20 protein-coding genes are annotated in these 20,040 nt (G+C 65.1%); 6 read left to right on the forward strand and 14 right to left on the reverse strand.

The features are described 5' to 3' along the window. Complete coding sequence (gene mnmA, locus B0G57_RS19905) at window positions 1–1,158, reverse strand: tRNA 2-thiouridine(34) synthase MnmA (RefSeq protein WP_026229535.1); 1,158 nt, start codon at window positions 1,156–1,158, stop codon at window positions 1–3. Window positions 1,159–1,221: 63 nt separating this feature from the next. Next, window positions 1,222–1,704: an NUDIX hydrolase gene (locus B0G57_RS19910; RefSeq protein WP_018439950.1), complete on the reverse strand. Its 483-nt coding sequence runs from the start codon at window positions 1,702–1,704 to the stop codon at window positions 1,222–1,224. 332 nt (window positions 1,705–2,036) lie between these two features. Between B0G57_RS19910 and B0G57_RS19915 the strand changes: the two genes are divergently transcribed. The 3 genes from B0G57_RS19915 to B0G57_RS19925 are packed head-to-tail and all read left to right on the forward strand — an operon-like array spanning window position 2,037 to window position 4,992. Next, entirely contained in the window at window positions 2,037–3,188 is a 1,152-nt protein-coding gene (locus B0G57_RS19915; RefSeq protein WP_020566110.1) for a Re/Si-specific NAD(P)(+) transhydrogenase subunit alpha, read from the forward strand. Window positions 3,189–3,222: 34 nt separating this feature from the next. Next, complete coding sequence (locus B0G57_RS19920) at window positions 3,223–3,540, forward strand: NAD(P) transhydrogenase subunit alpha (RefSeq protein ID WP_018439952.1); 318 nt, start codon at window positions 3,223–3,225, stop codon at window positions 3,538–3,540. Further along, a complete protein-coding gene (locus B0G57_RS19925) occupies window positions 3,541–4,992 on the forward strand; it encodes an NAD(P)(+) transhydrogenase (Re/Si-specific) subunit beta (RefSeq protein ID WP_018439953.1) in 1,452 nt (483 codons plus the stop codon). Between the two features lie 42 nt (window positions 4,993–5,034). On the opposite strand, the gene B0G57_RS19930 is transcribed toward B0G57_RS19925, so the two are convergent. From B0G57_RS19930 to B0G57_RS19965, 7 genes are all read right to left on the reverse strand, one after another. Next, window positions 5,035–5,721 carry a helix-turn-helix transcriptional regulator gene (locus tag B0G57_RS19930; RefSeq protein WP_018439954.1) on the reverse strand — a complete coding sequence of 229 codons (687 nt, stop codon included), beginning with the start codon at window positions 5,719–5,721 and terminating at the stop codon, window positions 5,035–5,037. A 13-nt stretch (window positions 5,722–5,734) separates the two neighbouring features. Beyond that, on the reverse strand, window positions 5,735–6,145 hold the full coding sequence (locus tag B0G57_RS19935; protein WP_020566111.1) for a VOC family protein: 411 nt from the start codon (window positions 6,143–6,145) through the stop codon (window positions 5,735–5,737). A 282-nt stretch (window positions 6,146–6,427) separates the two neighbouring features. Next, the gene (locus B0G57_RS19945) at window positions 6,428–7,744 is read right to left on the reverse strand and encodes a THUMP domain-containing class I SAM-dependent RNA methyltransferase (RefSeq protein WP_026229536.1); all 1,317 of its coding nucleotides are present in this window, start codon (window positions 7,742–7,744) and stop codon (window positions 6,428–6,430) included. A 139-nt stretch (window positions 7,745–7,883) separates the two neighbouring features. Beyond that, window positions 7,884–8,624, reverse strand: a complete 741-nt coding sequence (locus B0G57_RS19950; protein ID WP_018439958.1) for a PqiC family protein — start codon at window positions 8,622–8,624, stop codon at window positions 7,884–7,886. Continuing rightward, complete coding sequence (locus B0G57_RS19955; RefSeq protein WP_018439959.1) at window positions 8,621–10,276, reverse strand: PqiB family protein; 1,656 nt, start codon at window positions 10,274–10,276, stop codon at window positions 8,621–8,623. The genes B0G57_RS19950 and B0G57_RS19955 overlap by 4 nt, the downstream gene beginning before the upstream one ends. After that, window positions 10,273–10,962, reverse strand: a complete 690-nt coding sequence (locus tag B0G57_RS19960; protein WP_018439960.1) for a paraquat-inducible protein A — start codon at window positions 10,960–10,962, stop codon at window positions 10,273–10,275. The genes B0G57_RS19955 and B0G57_RS19960 overlap by 4 nt, the downstream gene beginning before the upstream one ends. Beyond that, window positions 10,959–11,657 carry a paraquat-inducible protein A gene (locus tag B0G57_RS19965; protein WP_018439961.1) on the reverse strand — a complete coding sequence of 233 codons (699 nt, stop codon included), beginning with the start codon at window positions 11,655–11,657 and terminating at the stop codon, window positions 10,959–10,961. Before B0G57_RS19965 ends, B0G57_RS19960 begins: the two co-directional genes overlap by 4 nt. Window positions 11,658–11,986: 329 nt before the next feature. Between B0G57_RS19965 and B0G57_RS19970 the strand changes: the two genes are divergently transcribed. The 3 genes from B0G57_RS19970 (at window position 11,987) to B0G57_RS19980 (ending at window position 13,832) form a co-directional block, all read left to right on the forward strand. Beyond that, on the forward strand, window positions 11,987–12,562 hold the full coding sequence (locus B0G57_RS19970; RefSeq protein WP_018439962.1) for a cytochrome b: 576 nt from the start codon (window positions 11,987–11,989) through the stop codon (window positions 12,560–12,562). A 38-nt stretch (window positions 12,563–12,600) separates the two neighbouring features. Then, window positions 12,601–13,170: a YceI family protein gene (locus B0G57_RS19975; RefSeq protein WP_018439963.1), complete on the forward strand. Its 570-nt coding sequence runs from the start codon at window positions 12,601–12,603 to the stop codon at window positions 13,168–13,170. Between the two features lie 80 nt (window positions 13,171–13,250). Beyond that, entirely contained in the window at window positions 13,251–13,832 is a 582-nt protein-coding gene (locus tag B0G57_RS19980) for a YceI family protein (protein WP_026229537.1), read from the forward strand. Window positions 13,833–13,963: 131 nt separating this feature from the next. Here the strand turns inward: B0G57_RS19980 and secF are convergent, their stop codons facing one another. From secF to queA, 5 genes are all read right to left on the reverse strand, one after another. Next, window positions 13,964–14,914, reverse strand: coding sequence for a protein translocase subunit SecF (secF, locus tag B0G57_RS19985; protein WP_018439965.1), 951 nt, complete (start codon window positions 14,912–14,914; stop codon window positions 13,964–13,966). A 95-nt stretch (window positions 14,915–15,009) separates the two neighbouring features. Next, entirely contained in the window at window positions 15,010–17,061 is a 2,052-nt protein-coding gene (gene secD, locus B0G57_RS19990) for a protein translocase subunit SecD (protein ID WP_018439966.1), read from the reverse strand. A gap of 170 nt (window positions 17,062–17,231) precedes the next feature. Further along, a complete protein-coding gene (gene yajC, locus B0G57_RS19995) occupies window positions 17,232–17,558 on the reverse strand; it encodes a preprotein translocase subunit YajC (protein ID WP_018439967.1) in 327 nt (108 codons plus the stop codon). 123 nt (window positions 17,559–17,681) lie between these two features. After that, window positions 17,682–18,869, reverse strand: a complete 1,188-nt coding sequence (tgt, locus tag B0G57_RS20000; protein WP_018439968.1) for a tRNA guanosine(34) transglycosylase Tgt — start codon at window positions 18,867–18,869, stop codon at window positions 17,682–17,684. Beyond that, entirely contained in the window at window positions 18,870–19,943 is a 1,074-nt protein-coding gene (gene queA, locus B0G57_RS20005) for a tRNA preQ1(34) S-adenosylmethionine ribosyltransferase-isomerase QueA (RefSeq protein WP_026229538.1), read from the reverse strand. Between the last annotated feature and the right edge of the window lie 97 nt (window positions 19,944–20,040).

Raw genomic sequence — 20,040 nt, forward strand, 5'->3', positions numbered from 1 at the left:
TCAGGTCGTTTGCAATTGAGCGGTAAGCAGATTTTTCGTGGTCTCGGCGGATGCGCTCGCTTTTTCGATAATGCCGCCCCCAAGGCAGACATCGCCGTCGTACAGCACGGCCGATTGACCGGGCGTCACAGCCCATTGCGGGGCATCGAACGAGAGCGCGAACGTGAATGCGCCGTCCGCGCTTGGCGCCGGCGTCTCGCCGCCGAAAGTGCAGGCGGCATCGGTCTGGCGATAGCGCGTCTTGGCCGCGAGCCGCGCGCCGCTCGTAGGCGCCTCGCCGGCAACCCAGCTCACGTTGCCGGCCACGAGCGTTTGCGAGAGCAGCCAGGGATGATCGTGGCCCTGCACGACGTAGAGCGTGTTCGCGGCCATGTCCTTGGCGGCGACGAACCACGGCTCGCCGCTACCGGTCTTGCTGCCGCCGAGGCCGATGCCCTTGCGCTGTCCGAACGTGTAGAACGCGAGCCCGATATGCTCGCCGACGATCGCCTCGTCGGGCGTCTTCATCGGTCCTGGGCGAGTCGGCAGATAGCGGTTGAGGAACTCGCGGAAAGGCCGCTCGCCGATGAAGCAGATCCCCGTCGAGTCCTTCTTCTTCGCGTTGGGCAGGCCGATTTGCTCGGCGAGCGCGCGCACCTGAGTCTTCGGGATCTCGCCGAGCGGAAAAAGCGTTTTCGAAAGCTGCGCCTGATTGAGCCGGTGCAAAAAGTACGATTGGTCTTTCGTATGGTCTTTGGCCTTGAGCAGCTCGAAGCGACCATCGACTTCGCGCACGCGAGCGTAGTGGCCCGTCGCGATCGTTTCCGCGCCGAGCCACATCGCGTGATCGAGGAACGCCTTGAACTTGATTTCGGCGTTGCAGAGCACGTCCGGATTGGGCGTGCGGCCGGCCGAGTACTCGCGCAGGAATTCGGCGAAAACGCGATCCTTGTACTCGGCCGCGAAGTTGACGGCCTCGACGTCGATGCCGATCAGATCGGCGACTGAGACGACGTCGATCCAGTCCTGCCGGGTCGAGCAGTACTCGCTGTCGTCGTCGTCTTCCCAGTTCTTCATGAAGAGGCCGACGACTTCGTAGCCGGCTTCCTTGAGAAGCCATGCGGTCACCGACGAATCGACGCCGCCCGACATTCCCACCACCACTCTTTGCTTGCTCATTGATTCATTCGCTGCTTGGGCGGTCTTGCGACCGATCGATTGGCCGATCGGTGCCGACCGGCGTCATTGCGCGCTCGCTGGTCCGACCGAATGCGTATGCACGAAGTCGAGCGGAAATCGTCGGCCCGCGAGGTAGTCCTCGAGCGAGCGCAGCACGAGCGGTGTGCGGTGCGTTGCGTGGCAGGCGCGCAACTCGTCGGCCGTGAGCCACAGCGCGCGGACGATGCCCTCGTCGAGCGCGCGCGCCGGCTGCTCAGCCCCGCTCGCCCCGCAAAACGTGAAACGCAGGTAGGTGGCGCCGCCGCCGGGCTTCCCGATGTAGGTCATGTAGGCGCCGACGAGCGCCTCGGGCGCGAACGCGTGGGCCGTTTCCTCGAGCGTCTCGCGCATGACCGCCTCGACGAGCGTTTCGCCGGCTTCGAGGTGTCCCGCCGGCTGGTTGATGCGCAAGCCGTCGGCCGTTTCTTCCTCGACGACGAGAAACCGGCCATCGCGCTCCACGACGGCCGCCACCGTTACATGAGGCGTCCAGCGTTCCTGTTTCATGGGTGCGTATTTTACCGTCTGCGGAAGAACCCTGCCCGACGCGCCGACCCGGGGGCAAGACGTCGGACGCCGCAGGTGCCACGGAGACCCAACGAGCTGCGATCCGAACCGAATTCGTTCGCACCGGGCAACTTCGGTTAAAGTGACGCTTCAGCGCGCCTCGAGCGAGAGGCCGACAGTCCGCCGGAACGGGCTGCGGCATGCGATTCGAGCGCGTTCGTACCGAATGAGTCGTGCAAGCCGTGTGTCTCGAGATGAGCCGGCGCAGCATCGTCGGCCAGTCTTCAGTCTTCGCAGCACTTGAACAACGAGAAGGTGAGGAGGATTCCACGATGCATATCGGAGTGCCAGCCGAGACGCGCGCGCACGAAGCGCGCGTGGCCGCGACGCCCGAGACGATCAAGAAGTACGTCACCGCAGGGCATCGCGTCACGGTCGAGCGAGGGGCGGGCAGCGCCGCGAGCTTTACCGACGAGGCGTTCGCCGCCGCCGGTGCCGAGCTCGCCGATGCCGCGACGGCATTCGGCGCCGAGCTCGTTCTCAAAGTCCAATCGCCCGTCGAGAGCGAACTCGCGACCATGAAGCGCGGTGCCGTGCTCGTCGGGATGCTCGAGCCGTTCAATACGGAAAACGCCGCCCGTCTCGCCGCCGCCGGCGTCACGGCCTTCGCGCTCGAAGCGGCGCCGCGCACGACGCGCGCGCAAAGCCTGGACGTACTGTCCTCGCAGGCGAACATCGCCGGCTACAAGGCGGTGCTGATCGCCGCCGATCTTTATCCTCGGTTTTTGCCGATGCTGATGACGGCTGCCGGCACGGTGAAGGCCGCGCGCCTGCTCGTGCTCGGGGCCGGCGTGGCGGGGCTGCAGGCAATCGCGACCGCGCGTCGGCTGGGTGCCGTCATCGAAGCATCCGATGTGCGGCCGGCCGTCAAGGAGCAGATCGAATCGCTCGGAGGCAAGTTCATCGACGTTCCTTATGAGACCCAGGAAGAGCGCGAAGCCGCGGAGGGCGTGGGCGGCTATGCACGGCCGATGCCGGCGAGCTGGCTCGCGCGTCAGGCGACGGCCGTGCACGAGCGCGCGAAGCAATCGGACATCGTCATCACGACGGCGCTCATTCCCGGGCGCGATGCGCCGACGTTGATTTCGGCCGAGACGGTCGAGGCGATGCGTCCCGGCTCCGTCATCGTCGATCTCGCCGCGGGCCGCGGGCCCGGGTTGCCTGGGGCGCCCGGCATGCGCGGCGGAAACTGCCCGCTGACTGAGCCGGACAAGGTCGTGACGAAGCACGGCGTCACGATCGTCGGGCATACGAACCTGCCCGCGATGGTCGCGGCCGACGCCTCTTCGCTGTATGCGCGCAACCTCTTCGACTTCCTGAAACTGATCGTGACGAAAGAGGGGACGCTCAATATCGACATGGCGGACGACATCGTCGCGGCGACGCTGTTGACCCGCGACGGCGCGCTTGCACGCAGCGCGTGATTCCGAACACGAATAAGGCTAAGGAGAAGCGACGATGGAAGTGATCAATCACACGGTCATCAATCTGATCATCTTCGTGTTGGCCGTCTATGTCGGCTACCACGTGGTCTGGAACGTCACGCCCGCGCTGCATACGCCGCTCATGGCCGTGACGAACGCGATCTCGGCGATCGTCATCGTCGGGGCGATGCTCGCCACGGGCTTGACCGTGGGCGGCCCCGGCAAGTTCTTCGGCACGCTCGCGGTGCTGCTCGCCGCCGTCAACGTGTTCGGCGGCTTTCTGGTGACGCGCCGCATGCTCGAAATGTTCAAGAAGAAAGAGCCGATGAAGCTAACGAAGGAGGGCGCATAAATGAGCATGAACGTCGTTACGCTCCTTTATTTGCTTGCGTCGATCTGCTTCATTCAGGCCTTGAAGGGGCTGTCGAATCCGAAGAGCGCGCGCGCGGGCAACGTCTTCGGCATGGTGGGGATGGCGATCGCGATCCTCACGACGCTTGCGCTCATCGTCAAGGAGGCGGCGCTGTTCGGGTCCAACCTTGGGCTCGGGCTCGGGCTACTCTTTGCCGCGCTCGTCGTCGGCGGGGCGATCGGCGCGTTCGTGGCCGCGCGTGTCGAGATGACGAAGATGCCCGAGCTCGTCGCGGCGATGCACTCGCTGATCGGTTTGGCTGCCGTGGCGATTGCCTACGCCGTCGTCTATGAGCCGGCCGCTTTCGGGCTCGTGCCGCCTGACGCGCCGTACGCCGGCTATCTGCCCTACGGCAACCGGATCGAACTTTTCATCGGCACGTTCGTCGGCGCCATCACGTTCTCGGGCTCGGTCATCGCGTTCGGCAAGCTCTCGGGTAAGTACAAGTTCCGCCTCTTTCAAGGCGCGCCTGTCGTCTACCCCGGGCAGCATCTGCTGAACCTGATGCTCGCGCTCGGCATGCTCGGCTTCGGCATTATCTTCTTTCTCACCCAGTCGTGGCTGCCGTTCATCATCATGACGCTCATCGCGTTTGCGTTGGGCGTGCTCATCATCATTCCGATCGGCGGCGCGGATATGCCCGTCGTCGTTTCGATGCTGAACTCGTACTCCGGATGGGCGGCGGCCGGCATCGGCTTTTCGCTGAACAACGCGATGCTCATCGTGGCGGGCTCGCTCGTCGGCTCATCGGGCGCAATCCTCTCGTACATCATGTGCCACGCGATGAACCGGTCGTTCTTCAACGTGCTGCTGGGCGGCTTCGGTGCGGAGCCGGGGGCGACGGCGCAGGGCGGCGGCGAGCAGCGGCCCGTCAAATCGGGCTCGGCCGAAGACGCCGCGTTCATGCTCGGCAATGCCGAGACGATCGTCATCGTGCCCGGCTACGGGCTCGCGGTGGCACGCGCTCAGCACGCGCTGAAAGAGTTGACGGACAAGCTCGTCGAGAAGGGCGTCGACGTGCGCTATGCGATTCACCCCGTGGCGGGCCGGATGCCGGGGCACATGAACGTGCTGCTTGCCGAAGCGGAGGTGCCGTACGACCTCGTCTTCGAGATGGAAGACATCAATAACGAATTCGGGCAGACCGATGTCGTGCTTGTGCTCGGCGCGAACGACGTGGTGAACCCCGCCGCGAAGAACGATCCGAAATCGCCGATCGCCGGCATGCCGATTATCGAGGCCTACAAGGCGCGCACCGTGATCGTCAACAAGCGATCGATGGCAGCCGGCTATGCGGGGCTCGACAACGATCTCTTCTACATGGACAAGACGATGATGGTCTTCGGCGATGCGAAGAAGGTCATCGAGGACATGGTGAAGTCGGTGGAGTGAGCGGAAGGCCGCAGCCTTCGGGTAGGGGGAGAGCTCGGGCGGCTAAGCCGACGGCGTCTCTACACGCCTCATATAGTCGGCGAGCCGTCGCCCCTCCATGTCGGGAAACGGCTCTTGCGGCGTCACGTCGGTCATGCGGGAGATGTCGAAGTTGCGGAAGTCCGAGCGCAGCTCGCACCACGCCCCGACCGTCCATTGTCCGCCCCAGTAGACGAGGCTGAGCGGCCAGATGCGCCGCTGCGTCCGTGCGCCTTTCTTGTCCTCGTAAGACATGCTGACGACGTGGTGCCTGTCCACGGCGCGATGCAGCGCATCGATGTTTTCGGAAAACTGCCGATTCACGCGATAGGAAGGCGCGAATACCGCAAGGCGCTCGATCGTCGCCCGCTTGTCGGCCGGCATGGCCGAGGCGATTTTCGCGAGCGCGCTTCTCGCGCCGCTCGCCAGTCCCATGCCGCCCCACGTCTCGATCATGCGCGCACCGGCCGCGAGGGCGGCCAGCTCATCGGCCGTGAACATGAGCGGCGGCAGGCTCGCCGAGCGGCTCAGCCGGTAGCCGATGCCGGCCTCGCCCTCGATGGGCACGCCCGATAGCTGCAAGTCGCGTACGTCCCGGTAAACGGTGCGCGGCGAGACGCTGAGCCACTCGGCGAGTTGCTGCGCAGTCGTCAAGCGACGGCCTCGCAACAGCTCGGCGATTTGAAACAGACGATCGGCGCGGCGGCTCATGGCAGTCGGATGGTCAGCGCAGTGTCGTCGAGTGGAGTCCCACCCTGTTGCCCTCGCTGTCGAGGAAGAAGCCAATATAGCCGTAATTGTTCGGCAGCTCCACCAGCGAGCCGACTTGCTTGCCGCCCGCTTTCGCGACACGGTTCAGCGCGGCTTGGACCGACGGCTCCGCATTCAGGTAGACGAGCACGCCCGCGTTATTTTCGGCCGGGCGCATCTGGCCGGGGTTATGGACGATGCAGCCGCCCGTTGCGTCGTCGTCGTGCGCGAAGAGTGCCATCGGCACACCGCCGATGACCTCGCGCGGCAAGTCCGCGTCGAGAACGGCTTCATAGAAACGAACGGCACGCTCGAAATCGATGGCCGGGATTTCGAACCAATTGATCACGCGCGTGGCAGTAGCGGTAGCAGTAGCAGCAGTCATGGCAGTCTCCATCGAGAGCGGCAGGTGCCGCAAGGTCAACGTTCGGGCGCCGAACGGCAGGCTGGCGCAGCGAAGTGAGACGGATTTTGAGACAGCGCTGCTGACACCGTTCTGTCAGCAGAATGTCCGCCGCGGCGATGGCGTCGGCAGGCGGACGGGCCGCGTCATTTTGCCTTTGTCAGGACTGCTTGAGACCGCGTGGTCGTCGCCCGTCCGTCGCCGAGATCAAGAAGGCGCGGGAGCGATTCGCACGTGAGGCAGGAGGGTTCGGTGGCGGTTCGCTCAGCGTTTCGCCGCGTCGTCGTCCGCCTTGTCGGCGCGTGCAGCCTTCACACTGCCCGCGACAAGATCGAAGCGAAAAAGCCGGCATTCGAGCGCGCCGTTGAAAAGCGGCGTCTTGGTCGACTCGCGCAACCTCATCTGGCCTGGCAGCTTGCGATCGGCCGTCAGCACGAAGGCGCGCCAGCCGGCGAAGCGCTGCTTGAGCGCGTCGCCGAACGCGTGAAAGAACTCGGCGTCGGCGGCGTCAGGTTGCGCGCGCCTGAATCCTTCATCCGCGTCGCGCTCGCGTTCGCGCGTCTCGCCGCGCGGGCCGCGCCCGCGCACGGCGATGCGCTCGCCATATGGCGGATTCGCGACGATGATGCCGGGCATCGTGGAGGGCGGCGTGATGGCGCGCGCATCCAGTTGCTTTAGGGGAAGCGGCGGCAGGCCCGCGCGCTCGAGGTTCGCGCGCGCCTTGATGAGCATGTCGCCTGAAATGTCGCTGCCGAAGATGAGCAGATCGTCGGGATGCGAAGCGCGCGCGGCGCGTTTCGCATCGATCGCGGCGACTTTCAACGCTTGCCATGACGCGATGTCGTATTGCTTCAGCTTCTCGAACCCAAAGCGGCGATCGACGCCCGGCGCGATACCGAGCGCCACTTGGGCGGCCTCGGCGAGGAAAGTGCCGCTGCCGCACATCGGATCGTAAAGCGGCGTGCCGGGCGCCCAGCCGGTCTGACGCAAAATGCCGGCCGCAAGGTTCTCGCGCAATGGCGCCGCGCCTTTATCGAGCCGCCAGCCGCGCTTGAAGAGCGGATCGCCCGAAGTATCGAGATACAGCGTGCACTCGCTCGCCGTGAGAAAGGCGAAGACGCGCACGTCGGGTTGCGCCGTATCGACGCTCGGCCGCGCGCCGCTCACGCTGCGCAGGCGATCGCAGACCGCGTCCTTCACGCGCAGGGTCGCGAATTCGAGGCTGCGCAGCGGCGACTTGATGGCGGTCAGATCGACACGCAGCGTTTCATTCGCCGAAAACCATTTCTCCCATGCCTGCTCGGCCGCGAACGCGTAAATGTCGTGCTCGTTGCGATAGGGTCGCTCGGCGATTTTCAGCAGCACGCGGCTTGCAATGCGCGAATGGAGATTGGCGGCCATTCCTGCCGCCCAGCCGCCTCGGAAGTGGACGCCGCCCGGCACCTGCGCGCCCTGCTCGAGGGGCGGCGTGCCGGCTCCTGCGAGATGGCGCGCGCCGATCTCGGCGAGCTCGGCGGCAAGTGCAGCTTCGAGACCGCGCGGACAGGGAGCGAAGAAATCGAACGGCATGGGGGATGACATAAAGCGGCGGCCTGCGTGCAAAGCCGTCATTGTACGCGGATCGGTCGTCCACACCCGAGGCGAGCGGCGCGCCAGCCCTGCCGATCCAGCCCGCTGCCGCCAGCGGTCAGGGTCGGCCGACCCTGTGCGTGCGGAGGCGCTACGCCGCGCCGGCGCCGACCTTGCCGGATGATGGCTTGCCCGTCGCGCATTGCCCGCTCGGCGTCGACGGCGCACCGCGGCCGGAAGCGCCGGCCCGGACAGCCGCGGCGATCTCGTCGGCCATTTGCGCGACGGCTTGCCGATGTCCGTCGACGAGCGCGGCGTAGCCGGGACCGACGGAGACCTGCGCGAGCGTATGGCAGGTCAGCACCGATTCGCTGCCCACCTTGCGCACGCTCCACACCGCATCGAGCACCGCGCGTGAGCCGAGCCACGAATCGAAGCGCCGCACGTTGACGGTGATGCGGTAGACCGGCACCCCGTTCGGATAGGGCGCGCCATAGACGTCGAATGTATCGAGGCGAGCCGCGAGATCGCCCGAGAGCGCGCGGCGGATTTCATCGGCCGGCGGCGACACCCATCGCTCTTGCTCGAGCACGTCGACGCCCGAGCCGCCTTTTTGCACCACGAGCTGATTGCGCGCGACTTGCGTCGGGACGTCGACGGGCGGCACTTCGATCAAGAAGGCCGGGCTTGTCGCACGGTCGGCCGCCGCGGCGGGGGCGGCCGCCGGCGCGGCCGATGCCGTCGATGCCATGGACGCCGACCCCGCTCCGCCCGATCCGAGCGTATAGAAATGGGCGGGCGGCGAGGCACAAGCCGCCAATGCCGCCACGCTCGCGCAAAGCGCGATGCGAACATAGGCGCCGTATGAGCGCGAGAGTCGAAGGGACTTCACGGGTTCGTATCCTTTGCCTTGCCGCGCAGCAGCGATTCGGGGTGGCGTTCGAGGTAATCGGCGAGCGCGTTGAGCGACTGCAGCGTCTGCGTGAGTTGCGTCAGCGCCTGATGCACGTCTGACTGCATCGGCGAGTCCTGCTGCAATGTCTGCTGCGCGGCGCCGAACGTCTTTTGCGCGGCCGCAAGCGTGTCTCGCGCCTGCGGCGCGACTTCCGTGTCGAGCCGCTTGAAGAGGCTGTCGGCATTCTTCAACGTGCCGTTCAGGTTCTTGCTCAGTTCGTCGAACGGGATTTTGTCGAGCTTGCTCGCGATGTCGGCCAACTGAACCTGCAGTTCTTCGAGCGTGTTCGGCACGGTCGGCAGCGTGAGCGGCGTCGCGTCGGGATTGAACGCGATATGCGGCGCGTTCGGGAACACGTCGAGCGCCACGTAGAGCTGGTTCGTGAGCAGGTTCCCGGTGCGCAGTTGTCCGCGCAAGCCGCGCGCCACGAGCTGCGTCAGCAGTGTCTTGTCGGCATTGGGACCCGTCTTCGCGAGCGCGTCGCGGAACCGCGTGCCGAGCCGGTTCGGATAGAGATTCATCGTGACGGGCATCGTGATGCTGCGCGTCTTGGCATCGTAGTCGACGCCGATCTGCGTGACTTCGCCGAGCTCGATGCCGCGGAAGTCGACGCTGGCGCCCGGAGAGAGGCCTCGCAGCGATTGGTTGAAGTTCATGACGACCGTGAAGGCCGGGCCGTCCGGCTCGCGCATGGCGGCCGATTCGCTGCCCGCGAGGCGGAAAGTCATATTGTCTGGCGCTTCCTGCCCGACCGCCTGCCCTGGTGGAGACTGGAACGCGAGGCCGCCGACGATGACGGTTGCGAGCGATTGCGTATTGAGCTTGAGCCCGCTCGAATCGAGCCGCAGATCGACACCGCTCGCATGCCACCAGCGCGAGTTCTCGCCGACGTACTGATCGTAGGGCGCATCGACGAAGACCTGTATCGTGACGCCCTTGCCATCCTTGTCGAGCGAGAAGCCGACAACCTGCCCGACCTGAACGCGCCGATAGTAGACGGGCGAGCCGATATCGATCGAGCCGAGCGAATCGCCCTGCAGCGTATAGCGCCGCCCGCGCTGGTCACCGGTTACCGCAGGCGGCGTTTCGAGCCCGTTGAAGTCGGTCTCTCCGTTATGGGAGCGGCCCAGATCGACGCCAATGTACGCCCCCGAAAGCAGCGTGCCGAGGCCCGACACGCCGGTCGTGCCGATGCGCGGACGCACGATCCAGAAGCGTGTGTCTTCGACGGCGAAGTCGGACGCTTCCTTCGTGAGCTGCACTTCGACGATGACGCGCGTATGGTCCTTCGAAAGGCGGATCGTCTTGACGGTACCGATGTCGACGTTCTTGTACTTGACCTTCGTCTTGGCGGCCTCGAGGCCCTCCGCGTTCGCGAAGCTGATCGAGATGGTCGGCCCACGGTCGACGACCGACTTCACGACGAGCGCAATGCCGATCAGCGCCGCAATGAGCGGCACGACCCAGACGAGCGAGGGCAGCCAGCCGCCGCGGCGGGCGGCGACCGGCTCCGGCAGATCGGGCGGAAGGCCCGAGCCGCCGTTCGAGCCGCCTGGCGGGTTGCCGGGCTCTTGATTCGGGCTATTCATGTCGTTGCGTCCTGGTTCCTTTCTGTGCGTCCGGCTTCTGCTTCATCGGCGCAGTCCCAGATGAGGCGCGGGTCGAACTGCATCGATGCAATCATGGTCAGCACCACGACGGCGGCGAACGCGAGCGCGCCCCAGCCCGCGGTAATGACGGCGAGCGACCGGAAGCGCACGAGCGCAACGGTCAGCGTGATCACGAATACGTCGAGCATCGACCAGCGACCGATATGCTCGATGATCCGATAAAGCCTCGCGCGCTCGTGCGTGCGCCAGCTTGAGCGGCGCTGCACCGTCAGTGCGAGCAGGGCCAGCACGACGAGCTTCAGCATCGGCACGAGGATGCTGGCGACGAAGACGATGATCGCGAGCGGCCAATCTCCCGATACCCAGAAGTAGACGACGCCGCTCATGATCGTGTCGTCTTCGTCGCCGAAGAGCGATCTCGTGTGCAGGATCGGCAGCAGATTGGCCGGGATATAGAGCAATGCCGCCGCGATCAGCAAGGCCCACGTTCGCATGATGCTGTCCGGATTGCGCTGGTGCAGCACCGTGCCGCAGCGCGAGCAGCGCTGGCGCGCGGCCGTGGCGCGCTCCGCGTGCTGCCCGCGCCCGGCGGCGCGGCGTGCCTCGACGTTGCCGCACGCATGGCAAGCGATCAGTCCCGCGGCTGCCGCCGTGACGTATCTCATCGCGGCTCGATGCGCGTAGGCGCCGTTCGCGCGGCCGCCGCGGCGTGCTTCGCGCCCCGCTCGCGCGCTGCCCGGGCGTCGCCTTGGCGAGCGTTCAGGCGATCGGCCATGTCCCAGAGTACACGCGGATCGAACATCACGACCACAGCCAGCATCAGCGTCAGCCCGCCGAACGCGAAGAGCGCCGCTTCCGGAATGACGCGGGCGAGGCTCGTCATTTTAACGATCGTCACGAGAATGCCGAGCATGAGCACTTCGATCATGCCCCAGGGGCGCACGAATTGAATCGCGCGCAGCACGGAATGGAAGCCGGGCGGCACGACGCCGGCGCGGATCGGCAGCAGGACATAGAGCAGCGAGGTCAGCTCGACGAGCGGAAAGAGGATCGTCGAGCAGAACACGAGCACGGCGACGATCTGCATGTCCTCGCTCCAAAGAGCGACGAGCGCGCCCATCAGCGTCGTTTGCGACGTGATGCCGTTCAATTCGAGCTCGACGATCGGAAAGCCCTGCGCGATGAGGAACGTGATCAGCGCCGCCATCGCGAGCGCGGCAATCCGCTCGACGTGGATCGAGCTCGAGCGCGACAGCACGGCGCCGCAACGCGGGCAGCGCGCATTCGCGTGATTGGAATCGCGCGGCTTGCGCAACAGTGCGTCGCATTCATGACATGCAATCAGATTCAGGCGATCCATAGGCAACAGTGCGTCCGCCCGGGCGGGGCGGCGGTGGACGAGCGAGACTCGAGGCGCTGCAAACGAGCGGCAAACCCGCGCCAATCTTACCAAATGGCCCCGCGCGGACGCGTTGCGGTCAATCCGCGGAAAGGGGCCGGAGCACGCGCGTGGCCGACGCGCGGAATAGACTGTCCTTTGTCCGCGTTTAGCACTTGCCGTTCCCGGATTCCGTTCTCGAAAAAATTCGGGGCCACACGGTCTCTTCGCTTGCGGTAGCATGGCGGCCGTACGGGATGGGGCCGCCGTCGCCGGTCTCGGCAAAATACCTGATAACTCGATATCCTGCCATGTCGACTGAAATCCGGCCTTCGCGGCCATCATTTTCGCAGTCCGATGCTTACACGAGCACCGCAATCACCTTTCATTGGGTAATCGCGCTGCTCATCGTCAGTGCGTTTGCGATCGGTCTCGTCATGACGAGCATTCCGGGATTCACGCCCGATAAGCTCCGCTATTTCTCATGGCACAAGTGGATCGGCGTGACCGCGTTCGCGCTCATCGTGCTGCGCATCGTCTGGCGCTTGACGCACAAGGCGCCGCCGCTGCCCGAGCACATGCGCGGCTGGGAGCGCGCGCTGGCGCATGCCATCCACGGCTTTATTTACCTGCTGATGATCGCCGTGCCCGTTACCGGCTATCTCTATAGCTCGGCCGCGAACGTGCCCGTCGTCTACCTCGGCATCGTGCCGTTGCCGCGCATCATCGCACCCGACCCGATGCTGAAGGAAGTGCTCAAGACGACGCATATTACGCTCGACTATTGCCTCGCCGCGCTCGTCGTCCTGCACATTGCAGCGGCGCTCAAGCACCAGTGGTTCGACCGCGACGGACTCCTTTCGCGGATGATCCCGTTTCTCAAGTAATTCAATTATCCAAGTAACCTTTCAAGAGCGACACTGCAATGAAAGCTTCGTTTTATCGCTACATGCTGGCCGCATTCGCAGCCGCGACACTGGCAGCCTCGGGGGCCGCGCTCGCTCAGGTCGACTCCGCGAAGAGTTCGATCGTCGCGACGTCGAAACAGATGAACGTCCCCGTGGACGGCAAGTTCACGAAGTTCACGGCCGACGTGAGTTTCGATCCGTCGAAGCCGACGGCCGGCAGTGCGCAATTCTCCGTGGACGTGCGCAGCTACGATCTCGGCGATAAGGAATACAACGATCAGGTGGCCGGCAAAGACTGGTTCGACGCGAAGGCGTATCCGACGGCCACTTTCGTCTCGAGCGCCATCGCGCCCGCCGGCGGCAACAAATACAACGTAACCGGCAAGCTGACGATCAAGGGCAAGAGCCAGACCGTCGTCGTCCCTGTGACGGTGACGCAGCAGGGGGCTAGTCAAGTGTTCGACGGCGCGGTGCCGATCAAGCGCTCGGCCTTCGACGTCGGCACCGGGGAGTGGAAGGATACCTCGGTCGTCGCCGACGATGTCGTCATCAAGTTCCATATTGTCGCGGCGGCGAAGAAAGGCTGACCGGCGCGATCTTGCGTTTCTTCCCTCGTTTGTTCAACGTTGCCGCCCGTTCGGCGGTGCTCGCATCAGGAGAATCGGTTGTGAAAAAGAATGTCTTTATCGCCGCCGCGGCATTGGCGGCGACGCTGTCGGGCAGCGTCTTCGCTGCGGATACGTATCAGCTCGACCCGAACCACACGTACCCGAGCTTCGCGGCCGATCATTTCGGCGGCTTGTCGGTCTGGCGCGGCAAGTTTACGAAGACGACGGGCACCGTGACGCTCGATCGGCAGGCGAAGACCGGTACGGTCGAGGTGACGATCGATCCCGCCTCGATCGATACGGGTAACGCCAAGCTCGACGAGCATTTGAAGAAGGACGAATTCTTCGACGTGACGAAGTTCCCGACGGCCAGTTACAAGGGCACGAAGATCAAGTTCGACGGCGACAAGCCCGTCGAAGTGATCGGCGAGCTGACGCTGCACGGCGTGACGAAGCCCGTCGACCTGAAGATCGATTCCTTCAAGTGCATGCCGCACCCGATGCTCAAGCGTGAAGTGTGCGGCGTCGAGGCGAGCGGCGATTTCAATCGCGCCGATTTCGGCCTCGATTTCGGGCAGAAGTATGGCTTCAACATGGATACGAAGCTGCAGATCCAGGCTGAAGGGATCAAGCAGCAGTAATCGCGCGGCCGTCGTAAGCTGGGGCAGGACCAGCGCCAGTCCCGGCGAGCCAATAAAAAAACGCTTCGAGCATGGCGCCCGAAGCGTTTTTTTTCGCCCGTCAACAGACGCGAGCCGGTGCGCTGCCGACCTCAGACCTGCGCGCCCGCATTCGGATCGTTCGGATCGTGGCGTTCCCGCTTTTCCTTCAGCAGATCTTCGCGCTTCACGCCAAGCCACATCGCGAGCGCGGCTGCGACGAACACCGACGAGTAGATGCCGAACAGGATGCCGATCGTCAGCGCGAGAGCGAAGTAGTGCAGCGTCGGGCCGCCGAAGAAGAACATCGACAGCACCATCATTTCGGTACAACCGTGCGTGATGACCGTGCGCGACATGGTGCTCGTGATCGCGTGGTTGATGACTTCCATGACGGTCATCTTGCGCTCGCGGCGGAATGTTTCACGAATCCGGTCGAAGATGACGACCGACTCGTTGACCGAGTAGCCGAGCACCGCGAGCACCGCGGCTAGCACCGACAGCGAAAACTCCCATTGGAAGAATGCGAAGAAGCCGAGAATGATCACGACGTCGTGCAGGTTCGCGATGATGCCGGCCACCGCGTATTTCCATTCGAAGCGGAACGACAGGTAGATCATGATGCCGACGACGACGCAGGCGAGCGCGAGCAGGCCATTCGTCGCGAGCTCCTTGCCGACCTGCGGGCCGACGAACTCGACGCGCTGCAGCTTCGCGGCGGGCTCCTGCTGATTGAGCGCCGTCATGACCTGATTGCTTTGCTGCGCCGACGAGAGCCCCGTCTTCAACGGCAGACGGATCATCACGTCGCGCGACGTGCCGAACGTCTGCACTTGTGCGTCCCCGTAGCCGAGCTTGCCGAGCGTCGTGCGCACCGGCTCGAGTTGCGCCGCCTGCGGGTACTGCACTTCCATGACGGTGCCGCCCGTGAACTCGACCGACAGGTGCAGCCCGCGATGCAGCAGGAAAAACACCGCCGCGAAGAACGTCAGGAACGAGATCGCGTTGAAAATCAACGCGCGCTGCATGAACGGGATGTCGTTGCGAATGCGGAAAAATTCCATCGTGTTTCTCTCCGGGCCGTCATCGGCCCTTTAGCCGCTCGGCGGCCCCTGCGGGCCGCCTTCCTTTTGGCATATAAGCGCTCGGCCTCGAGCCGTCAGCGGGACGAATCCGGTTTGCGCGGCGCCGCAGTTTCGCGCGCGCGATTGCGCAATTGTGGCTTGCCTGCGCGAGCCCCTCGATTTCCGCCCTTGGGGGCCGATTGCGAGCCGACCGACGACGCGAGCGCCGCCGTATCGCTGCCCGCATCGGACGCGCCGAAAGCGCCGGCTCCGGCTGCCGCTGTCGCCGCGGCGGGCCGCCAGACCTGGCCGATCGAAAGCGTCTTGAGCTTCTTCTTGCCGCCGTACCACCAGTTCACGAGCCCGCGCGAGAAGAACACGGCCGAGAACATCGAGGTCAAGATGCCGATGCAGTGCACGACGGCAAAGCCGCGCACGGGGCCGGAGCCGAACGCGAGCAGCGCGAGGCCGGCGATCAGTGTCGTCACGTTCGAGTCGATGATCGTCGCCCAGGCGTGCGCGTAGCCGTTCTGGATCGCGAGTTGCGGCGGCGCGCCGTGGCGCAGCTCTTCGCGCACGCGCTCGTTGATGAGCACGTTCGAGTCGATCGCCATACCGAGCGCGAGCGCAATGGCGGCGATGCCGGGCAGCGTCAGCGTAGCTTGGAGCAACGAGAGCACGGCCACGAGCAGCAGCAGGTTGACCGACAGGCCGATCACGGAAACGACGCCGAAGAGCAGGTAGTAGGCGATCATGAACACGGTGATCGCGGCGAAGCCGTAGACGACCGAGTCGAAGCCCTTCTTGATGTTGTCGGCGCCGAGGCTTGGTCCGATCGTCCGCTCCTCGATGATGTCCATCGGTGCCGCGAGCGAGCCCGCGCGCAGCAGCAGCGCGAGATCGGCGGCGGCCTGCGGCGTCGGCTGGCCCGTGATCTGGAAGCGGTCGCCGAGCTCGGACTGGATCGTCGCGACCGTCAGCACCTGCCCTTTGCCCTTTTCGAACAGCACCATCGCCATCGGCTTGCCGATGTTGTCGCGCGAGACGCTCGCGACGGCGCGGCCCGCGGCCGAATTGAGGCGGATGTTGACGGAGGGGCGCTGGTGTTCGTCGAAGCCGGCCGACGCGTCGATGATGCTGTCGCCCGTGAAGATGACCTGCTTGCGCAGCAGAACTGGCACCTGATTGCCTTCGGTGAAGAGCTCGTCGCCGGGCGGCACGGGCTCGCCGGGGGCCGGATGGGTGTTGACCGGATCCGCGAGACGCGCCTCGAGCGTGGCCGTGCGGCCGATGATTTCCTTTGCCTTCGCCGTATCCTGCACGCCCGGCAGCTCGACGACGATGCGGTCGGCGCCTTGCTGCTGGATCACGGGCTCCGCGACGCCAAGCTCGTTCACGCGGTTGTGCAGCGTCTGCATGTTCTGCTTGACGGCGGCTTCCTCGACGGCCTGCTGCTGGGCGGGCGCGAACGTGCCGACGAGCTCGACGCCGCCTCCTTGCGCCGCGGGCCGCGTGTTCCATTGCAGCTCGGTGATCGTGCGCGAGAGCTGCGTGCGCGCCGTATTGGCGACGTTCGCATCGGCAAAGCTCACGACGACCGACTGGCCGACGCGATTCACGCCGCCGTCGCGGATGTTGTTATCGCGCAAGTAGGTGCGCGCGTCCGACGCGTCGGCGTCGAGCCGCTTGTCGAGCGCGCCGGCCATGTCGATCTGCATGAGGAAGTGGACGCCGCCGCGCAAATCGAGCCCGAGGTACATCGGCAACGCGCGCAGCGCCGTCAGCCAGCGCGGCGAGGCGCTTTGCAGATTCAGTGCGACGACGTATTGCGGATCGGCCGGATCGGCGTTCAGCGCCTTTTGCAGGACGTCTTTCACGTGCAGCTGCGTGTCGGTGTCTTTCAGGCGCACGCGGATGTTGGCATTCGCGCCGCTATTGTCGAACGTGACGTCGTCAGGCTTGATCTGGTTCGCGGCGAGCGCGGCTTCGACCTTGTCGAGCGTCGACGCATCGAGCTTGACCGTGGCCTTGCCGCTCAACACCTGCACCGCCGGCGCTTCGCCGAAGAAGTTGGGCAATGTGTAGAGAAGACCGATGGCGAGCGCCACGGCCATCACGACATATTTCCAAAGGGGATAACGATTCATGGCATTCGCCGTTCGGGGAAGGGGCGTCAAAGCGCCGCGTCCCGCGTCTTCATGGCCGGTGCGAGGGCGCGCGGGGAAACCCGGCGCGCCGCCCGGCTCGTGAAGGCGCGGGAGGCGATCTCAAGCAGCGATCGAAACGTTGATCGACGCGACATGGGAGCGAGGCGGCTTCAGAGCGATTTGATCGTGCCTTTCGGGAGGATCGTGGTGACGGCCGCCTTTTGCACGAGGATCTCGGTGCCTTCGGCGATTTCCACGCCGACGTAGGCATCGCCCACCTTGGTGACCTTGCCGACGACGCCGCCGTTCGTCACGACCTCATCGCCCTTGGCCATTGCGGCGAGCATGTTGCGGTGCTCCTTTTGGCGCTTCATCTGGGGCCGGATCATGATGAAATACAGCACCGCGAACATGAGGATGAACGGCAGGAAGCTCATCAGATTCGATTCGGCGCCGCCGCCGGCCCCTTGCGCGAATGCGTTGGAAATCATCGACACGTTGGTTTCTCCGTAAAAGACGATCGGACGATCGCGAAATAGCCAGATATTTTAGCATTGCGGTATTGCGCGGCGACGCGGGTCCCCGAAGTCGGACGAATCCCCGCTCGTCGCGCGCGGCGGCTATTCGGTGCCCCTTGCCCGCTCCTCGGCGAACCGCTTGCGGAACGCGTCGAAGGTTTGCGTCTCGATGGCGGCGCGCATTTCGCCCATCAGTTCGAGGTAGTAGTGCAGGTTGTGAATGGTGTTGAGCTGCGCGCCGAGAATCTCGCCGACGCGATGCAAATGGTGCAAATAGCCGCGCGTGAAATTGCGGCAGGTGTAGCAGCCGCAGCACTCGTCGAGCGGACGCAGCGTGTTGCGGTGCTGGGCGTTGCGGATCTTGATGTCGCCGAAGCGCGTGAAGAGCCAGCCGTTGCGCGCGTTACGCGTCGGCATCACGCAGTCGAACATGTCGATGCCGGCCGCGACGCCGGCCACGAGGTCCTCGGGCGTGCCGACGCCCATCAGGTAGTGCGGCTTGTCGGCCGGTAGGCGCGGCCCGACGTGCGCGAGCACGCGCAGCATCTCTTCCTTCGGCTCGCCCACTGAAAGCCCCCCGACCGCGATTCCGTGAAAGCCGATTTCGGAGAGGCCCGCGAGCGATTCATCGCGCAGGTCTTCGTACATGCCGCCCTGGACGATGCCGAAAAGCGCATTCGGGTTCGCGAGCCGCTCGAATTCGTCGATGGAGCGCTTCGCCCAGCGCAGCGACATGCGCATCGACTCGGCGGCCTCCGTGTGGCTCGTCGGCACGCCATCGGTCGCGTAGGGCGTGCATTCGTCGAACTGCATCACGATGTCGGAGTTGAGCGTGCGCTGGATCCGCATCGAGATCTCGGGTGAGAGAAAGAGCTTGTCGCCGTTGACGGGCGAGGCGAACGCGACGCCTTCCTCGGTGATCTTGCGCAGATCGCCGAGCGAGAAGACCTGGAAGCCGCCCGAATCGGTCAGGATCGGCCGGCGCCAGCCCATGAAGCCGTGCAGCCCGCCATGCGCGGCGACCGTATCGAGGCCCGGCCGCAGCCAGAGGTGAAACGTGTTGCCGAGGATGATGCGCGCCTGGATCTCCTCGAGCTCGCGCGGCTGAATTGCCTTGACGGTACCGTAGGTGCCGACGGGCATGAAGATCGGCGTCTCGACGACGCCGTGGTTGAGCGTTAATCTGCCGCGGCGCGCCTGGCCGTCGGTGGCGAGCAGCTCGAATTGCAGGCCGCCCGCGGCGGCGGGCGATGCGATCGGGTCGTGATGGTTCGGATGACCGTCGGTCATTCAGTGACTCCTGGTGAGCAACATCGCGTCGCCGTAACTGAAAAAGCGGTAGCGCGCCTCGATCGCATGGCGATAAGCCTCGCGTATCGTCGCCATGCCGGCAAATGCGGAGACGAGCATCATGAGCGTCGACTTCGGCAGATGGAAGTTCGTGATGAGCCGATCGACCACGCGAAAACGGTAGCCGGGCGTGATGAAGATATCCGTTTCGGCCGAAGTGGCCGCGAGCGGCCGGCCGGCGGCTTCGGCATCGCGCGCCGCGGCTTCGAGCGCGCGCAGCGAGGTCGTGCCGACCGCGACAACCCGGCCGCCGCGCGCGCGCGTGGCCGCGATCTTGTCGGCGAGCGTCTGCGGGAGGTGGTACCACTCGCTATGCATCTTATGCTCCGCGATGTTCTCGACGCGCACGGGCTGGAACGTGCCGGCGCCGACGTGCAGGGTCAGCGTCGCCCGCTCGATGCCGCGGCGATCGAGCTCGGCGAGCAGCGCATCGTCGAAATGCAGGCCCGCCGTCGGCGCCGCGACGGCGCCCGGGTTGCGCGCGTAGACGGTCTGATAGCGCGCTTCGTCGGTCGCATCCGGGTCGTGCTCGATGTAGGGCGGCAGCGGCAGCCGGCCGAAGCGCTCGATCAGATCGAGGCAGGCTTCGGGAAAATGAAGCGTGTAGAACGGTTCGACACGCTCGCCGACAGTCACGTCGAATGCGTCGGCAAGGCGCAGCGTCGTTCCCAGCGTGGGGCTCTTGCTTGCGCGAATCTGCGCCAGCGCGGTGCGCTCGCCCGTCAGGCGCTCGATGAGCACCTCGATTCGGCCGCCGCTCGCCTTGACGCCGAAAAAGCGGGCCTTGAGCACTTTGGTATCGTTGAAAACGAGCAAGTCGCCGGCTGTCAGGCAGTCGGGAAGCTCGGCAAAGCGCCGATCGACGAGGCGCATCGTATCGGTCGCCGTTTGCGGATCGCCGCCCGGTCTCGGCGCGACGACCTCGAGCAGGCGGCTCGCGCTGCGCTGAGGCAGGGCCTCTTGAGCGATCAGCTCGGGAGGTAGATTGAAATCGAAATCGGAAAGCGTGAACATGCTGCGTTGATCGGCGGTAGGCGGCGCGGCCCGGCGCAATTCGCGAGCCGCTATCATCGCGGGACGTCCGGCCGCGTGCCGGGCGCGATGCTGATGA

The organism is Trinickia symbiotica, from assembly GCF_002934455.1.
Lineage (GTDB): Bacteria > Pseudomonadota > Gammaproteobacteria > Burkholderiales > Burkholderiaceae > Trinickia > Trinickia symbiotica.

Bases quoted from the DNA above. Each gene is read 5' to 3' on its own strand.
- mnmA (WP_026229535.1), bottom strand. From the start codon at position 1,158: ATGAGCAAGCAAAGAGTGGTGGTGGGAATGTCGGGCGGCGTCGATTCG.
- B0G57_RS19910 (WP_018439950.1), bottom strand. From the start codon at position 1,704: ATGAAACAGGAACGCTGGACGCCTCATGTAACGGTGGCGGCCGTCGTG.
- B0G57_RS19915 (WP_020566110.1), top strand. From the start codon at position 2,037: ATGCATATCGGAGTGCCAGCCGAGACGCGCGCGCACGAAGCGCGCGTG.
- B0G57_RS19920 (WP_018439952.1), top strand. From the start codon at position 3,223: ATGGAAGTGATCAATCACACGGTCATCAATCTGATCATCTTCGTGTTG.
- B0G57_RS19925 (WP_018439953.1), top strand. From the start codon at position 3,541: ATGAGCATGAACGTCGTTACGCTCCTTTATTTGCTTGCGTCGATCTGC.
- B0G57_RS19930 (WP_018439954.1), bottom strand. From the start codon at position 5,721: ATGAGCCGCCGCGCCGATCGTCTGTTTCAAATCGCCGAGCTGTTGCGA.
- B0G57_RS19935 (WP_020566111.1), bottom strand. From the start codon at position 6,145: ATGACTGCTGCTACTGCTACCGCTACTGCCACGCGCGTGATCAATTGG.
- B0G57_RS19945 (WP_026229536.1), bottom strand. From the start codon at position 7,744: ATGTCATCCCCCATGCCGTTCGATTTCTTCGCTCCCTGTCCGCGCGGT.
- B0G57_RS19955 (WP_018439959.1), bottom strand. From the start codon at position 10,276: ATGAATAGCCCGAATCAAGAGCCCGGCAACCCGCCAGGCGGCTCGAAC.
- B0G57_RS19960 (WP_018439960.1), bottom strand. From the start codon at position 10,962: ATGAGATACGTCACGGCGGCAGCCGCGGGACTGATCGCTTGCCATGCG.
- B0G57_RS19965 (WP_018439961.1), bottom strand. From the start codon at position 11,657: ATGGATCGCCTGAATCTGATTGCATGTCATGAATGCGACGCACTGTTG.
- B0G57_RS19970 (WP_018439962.1), top strand. From the start codon at position 11,987: ATGTCGACTGAAATCCGGCCTTCGCGGCCATCATTTTCGCAGTCCGAT.
- B0G57_RS19975 (WP_018439963.1), top strand. From the start codon at position 12,601: ATGAAAGCTTCGTTTTATCGCTACATGCTGGCCGCATTCGCAGCCGCG.
- secF (WP_018439965.1), bottom strand. From the start codon at position 14,914: ATGGAATTTTTCCGCATTCGCAACGACATCCCGTTCATGCAGCGCGCG.
- secD (WP_018439966.1), bottom strand. From the start codon at position 17,061: ATGAATCGTTATCCCCTTTGGAAATATGTCGTGATGGCCGTGGCGCTC.
- tgt (WP_018439968.1), bottom strand. From the start codon at position 18,869: ATGACCGACGGTCATCCGAACCATCACGACCCGATCGCATCGCCCGCC.
- queA (WP_026229538.1), bottom strand. From the start codon at position 19,943: ATGTTCACGCTTTCCGATTTCGATTTCAATCTACCTCCCGAGCTGATC.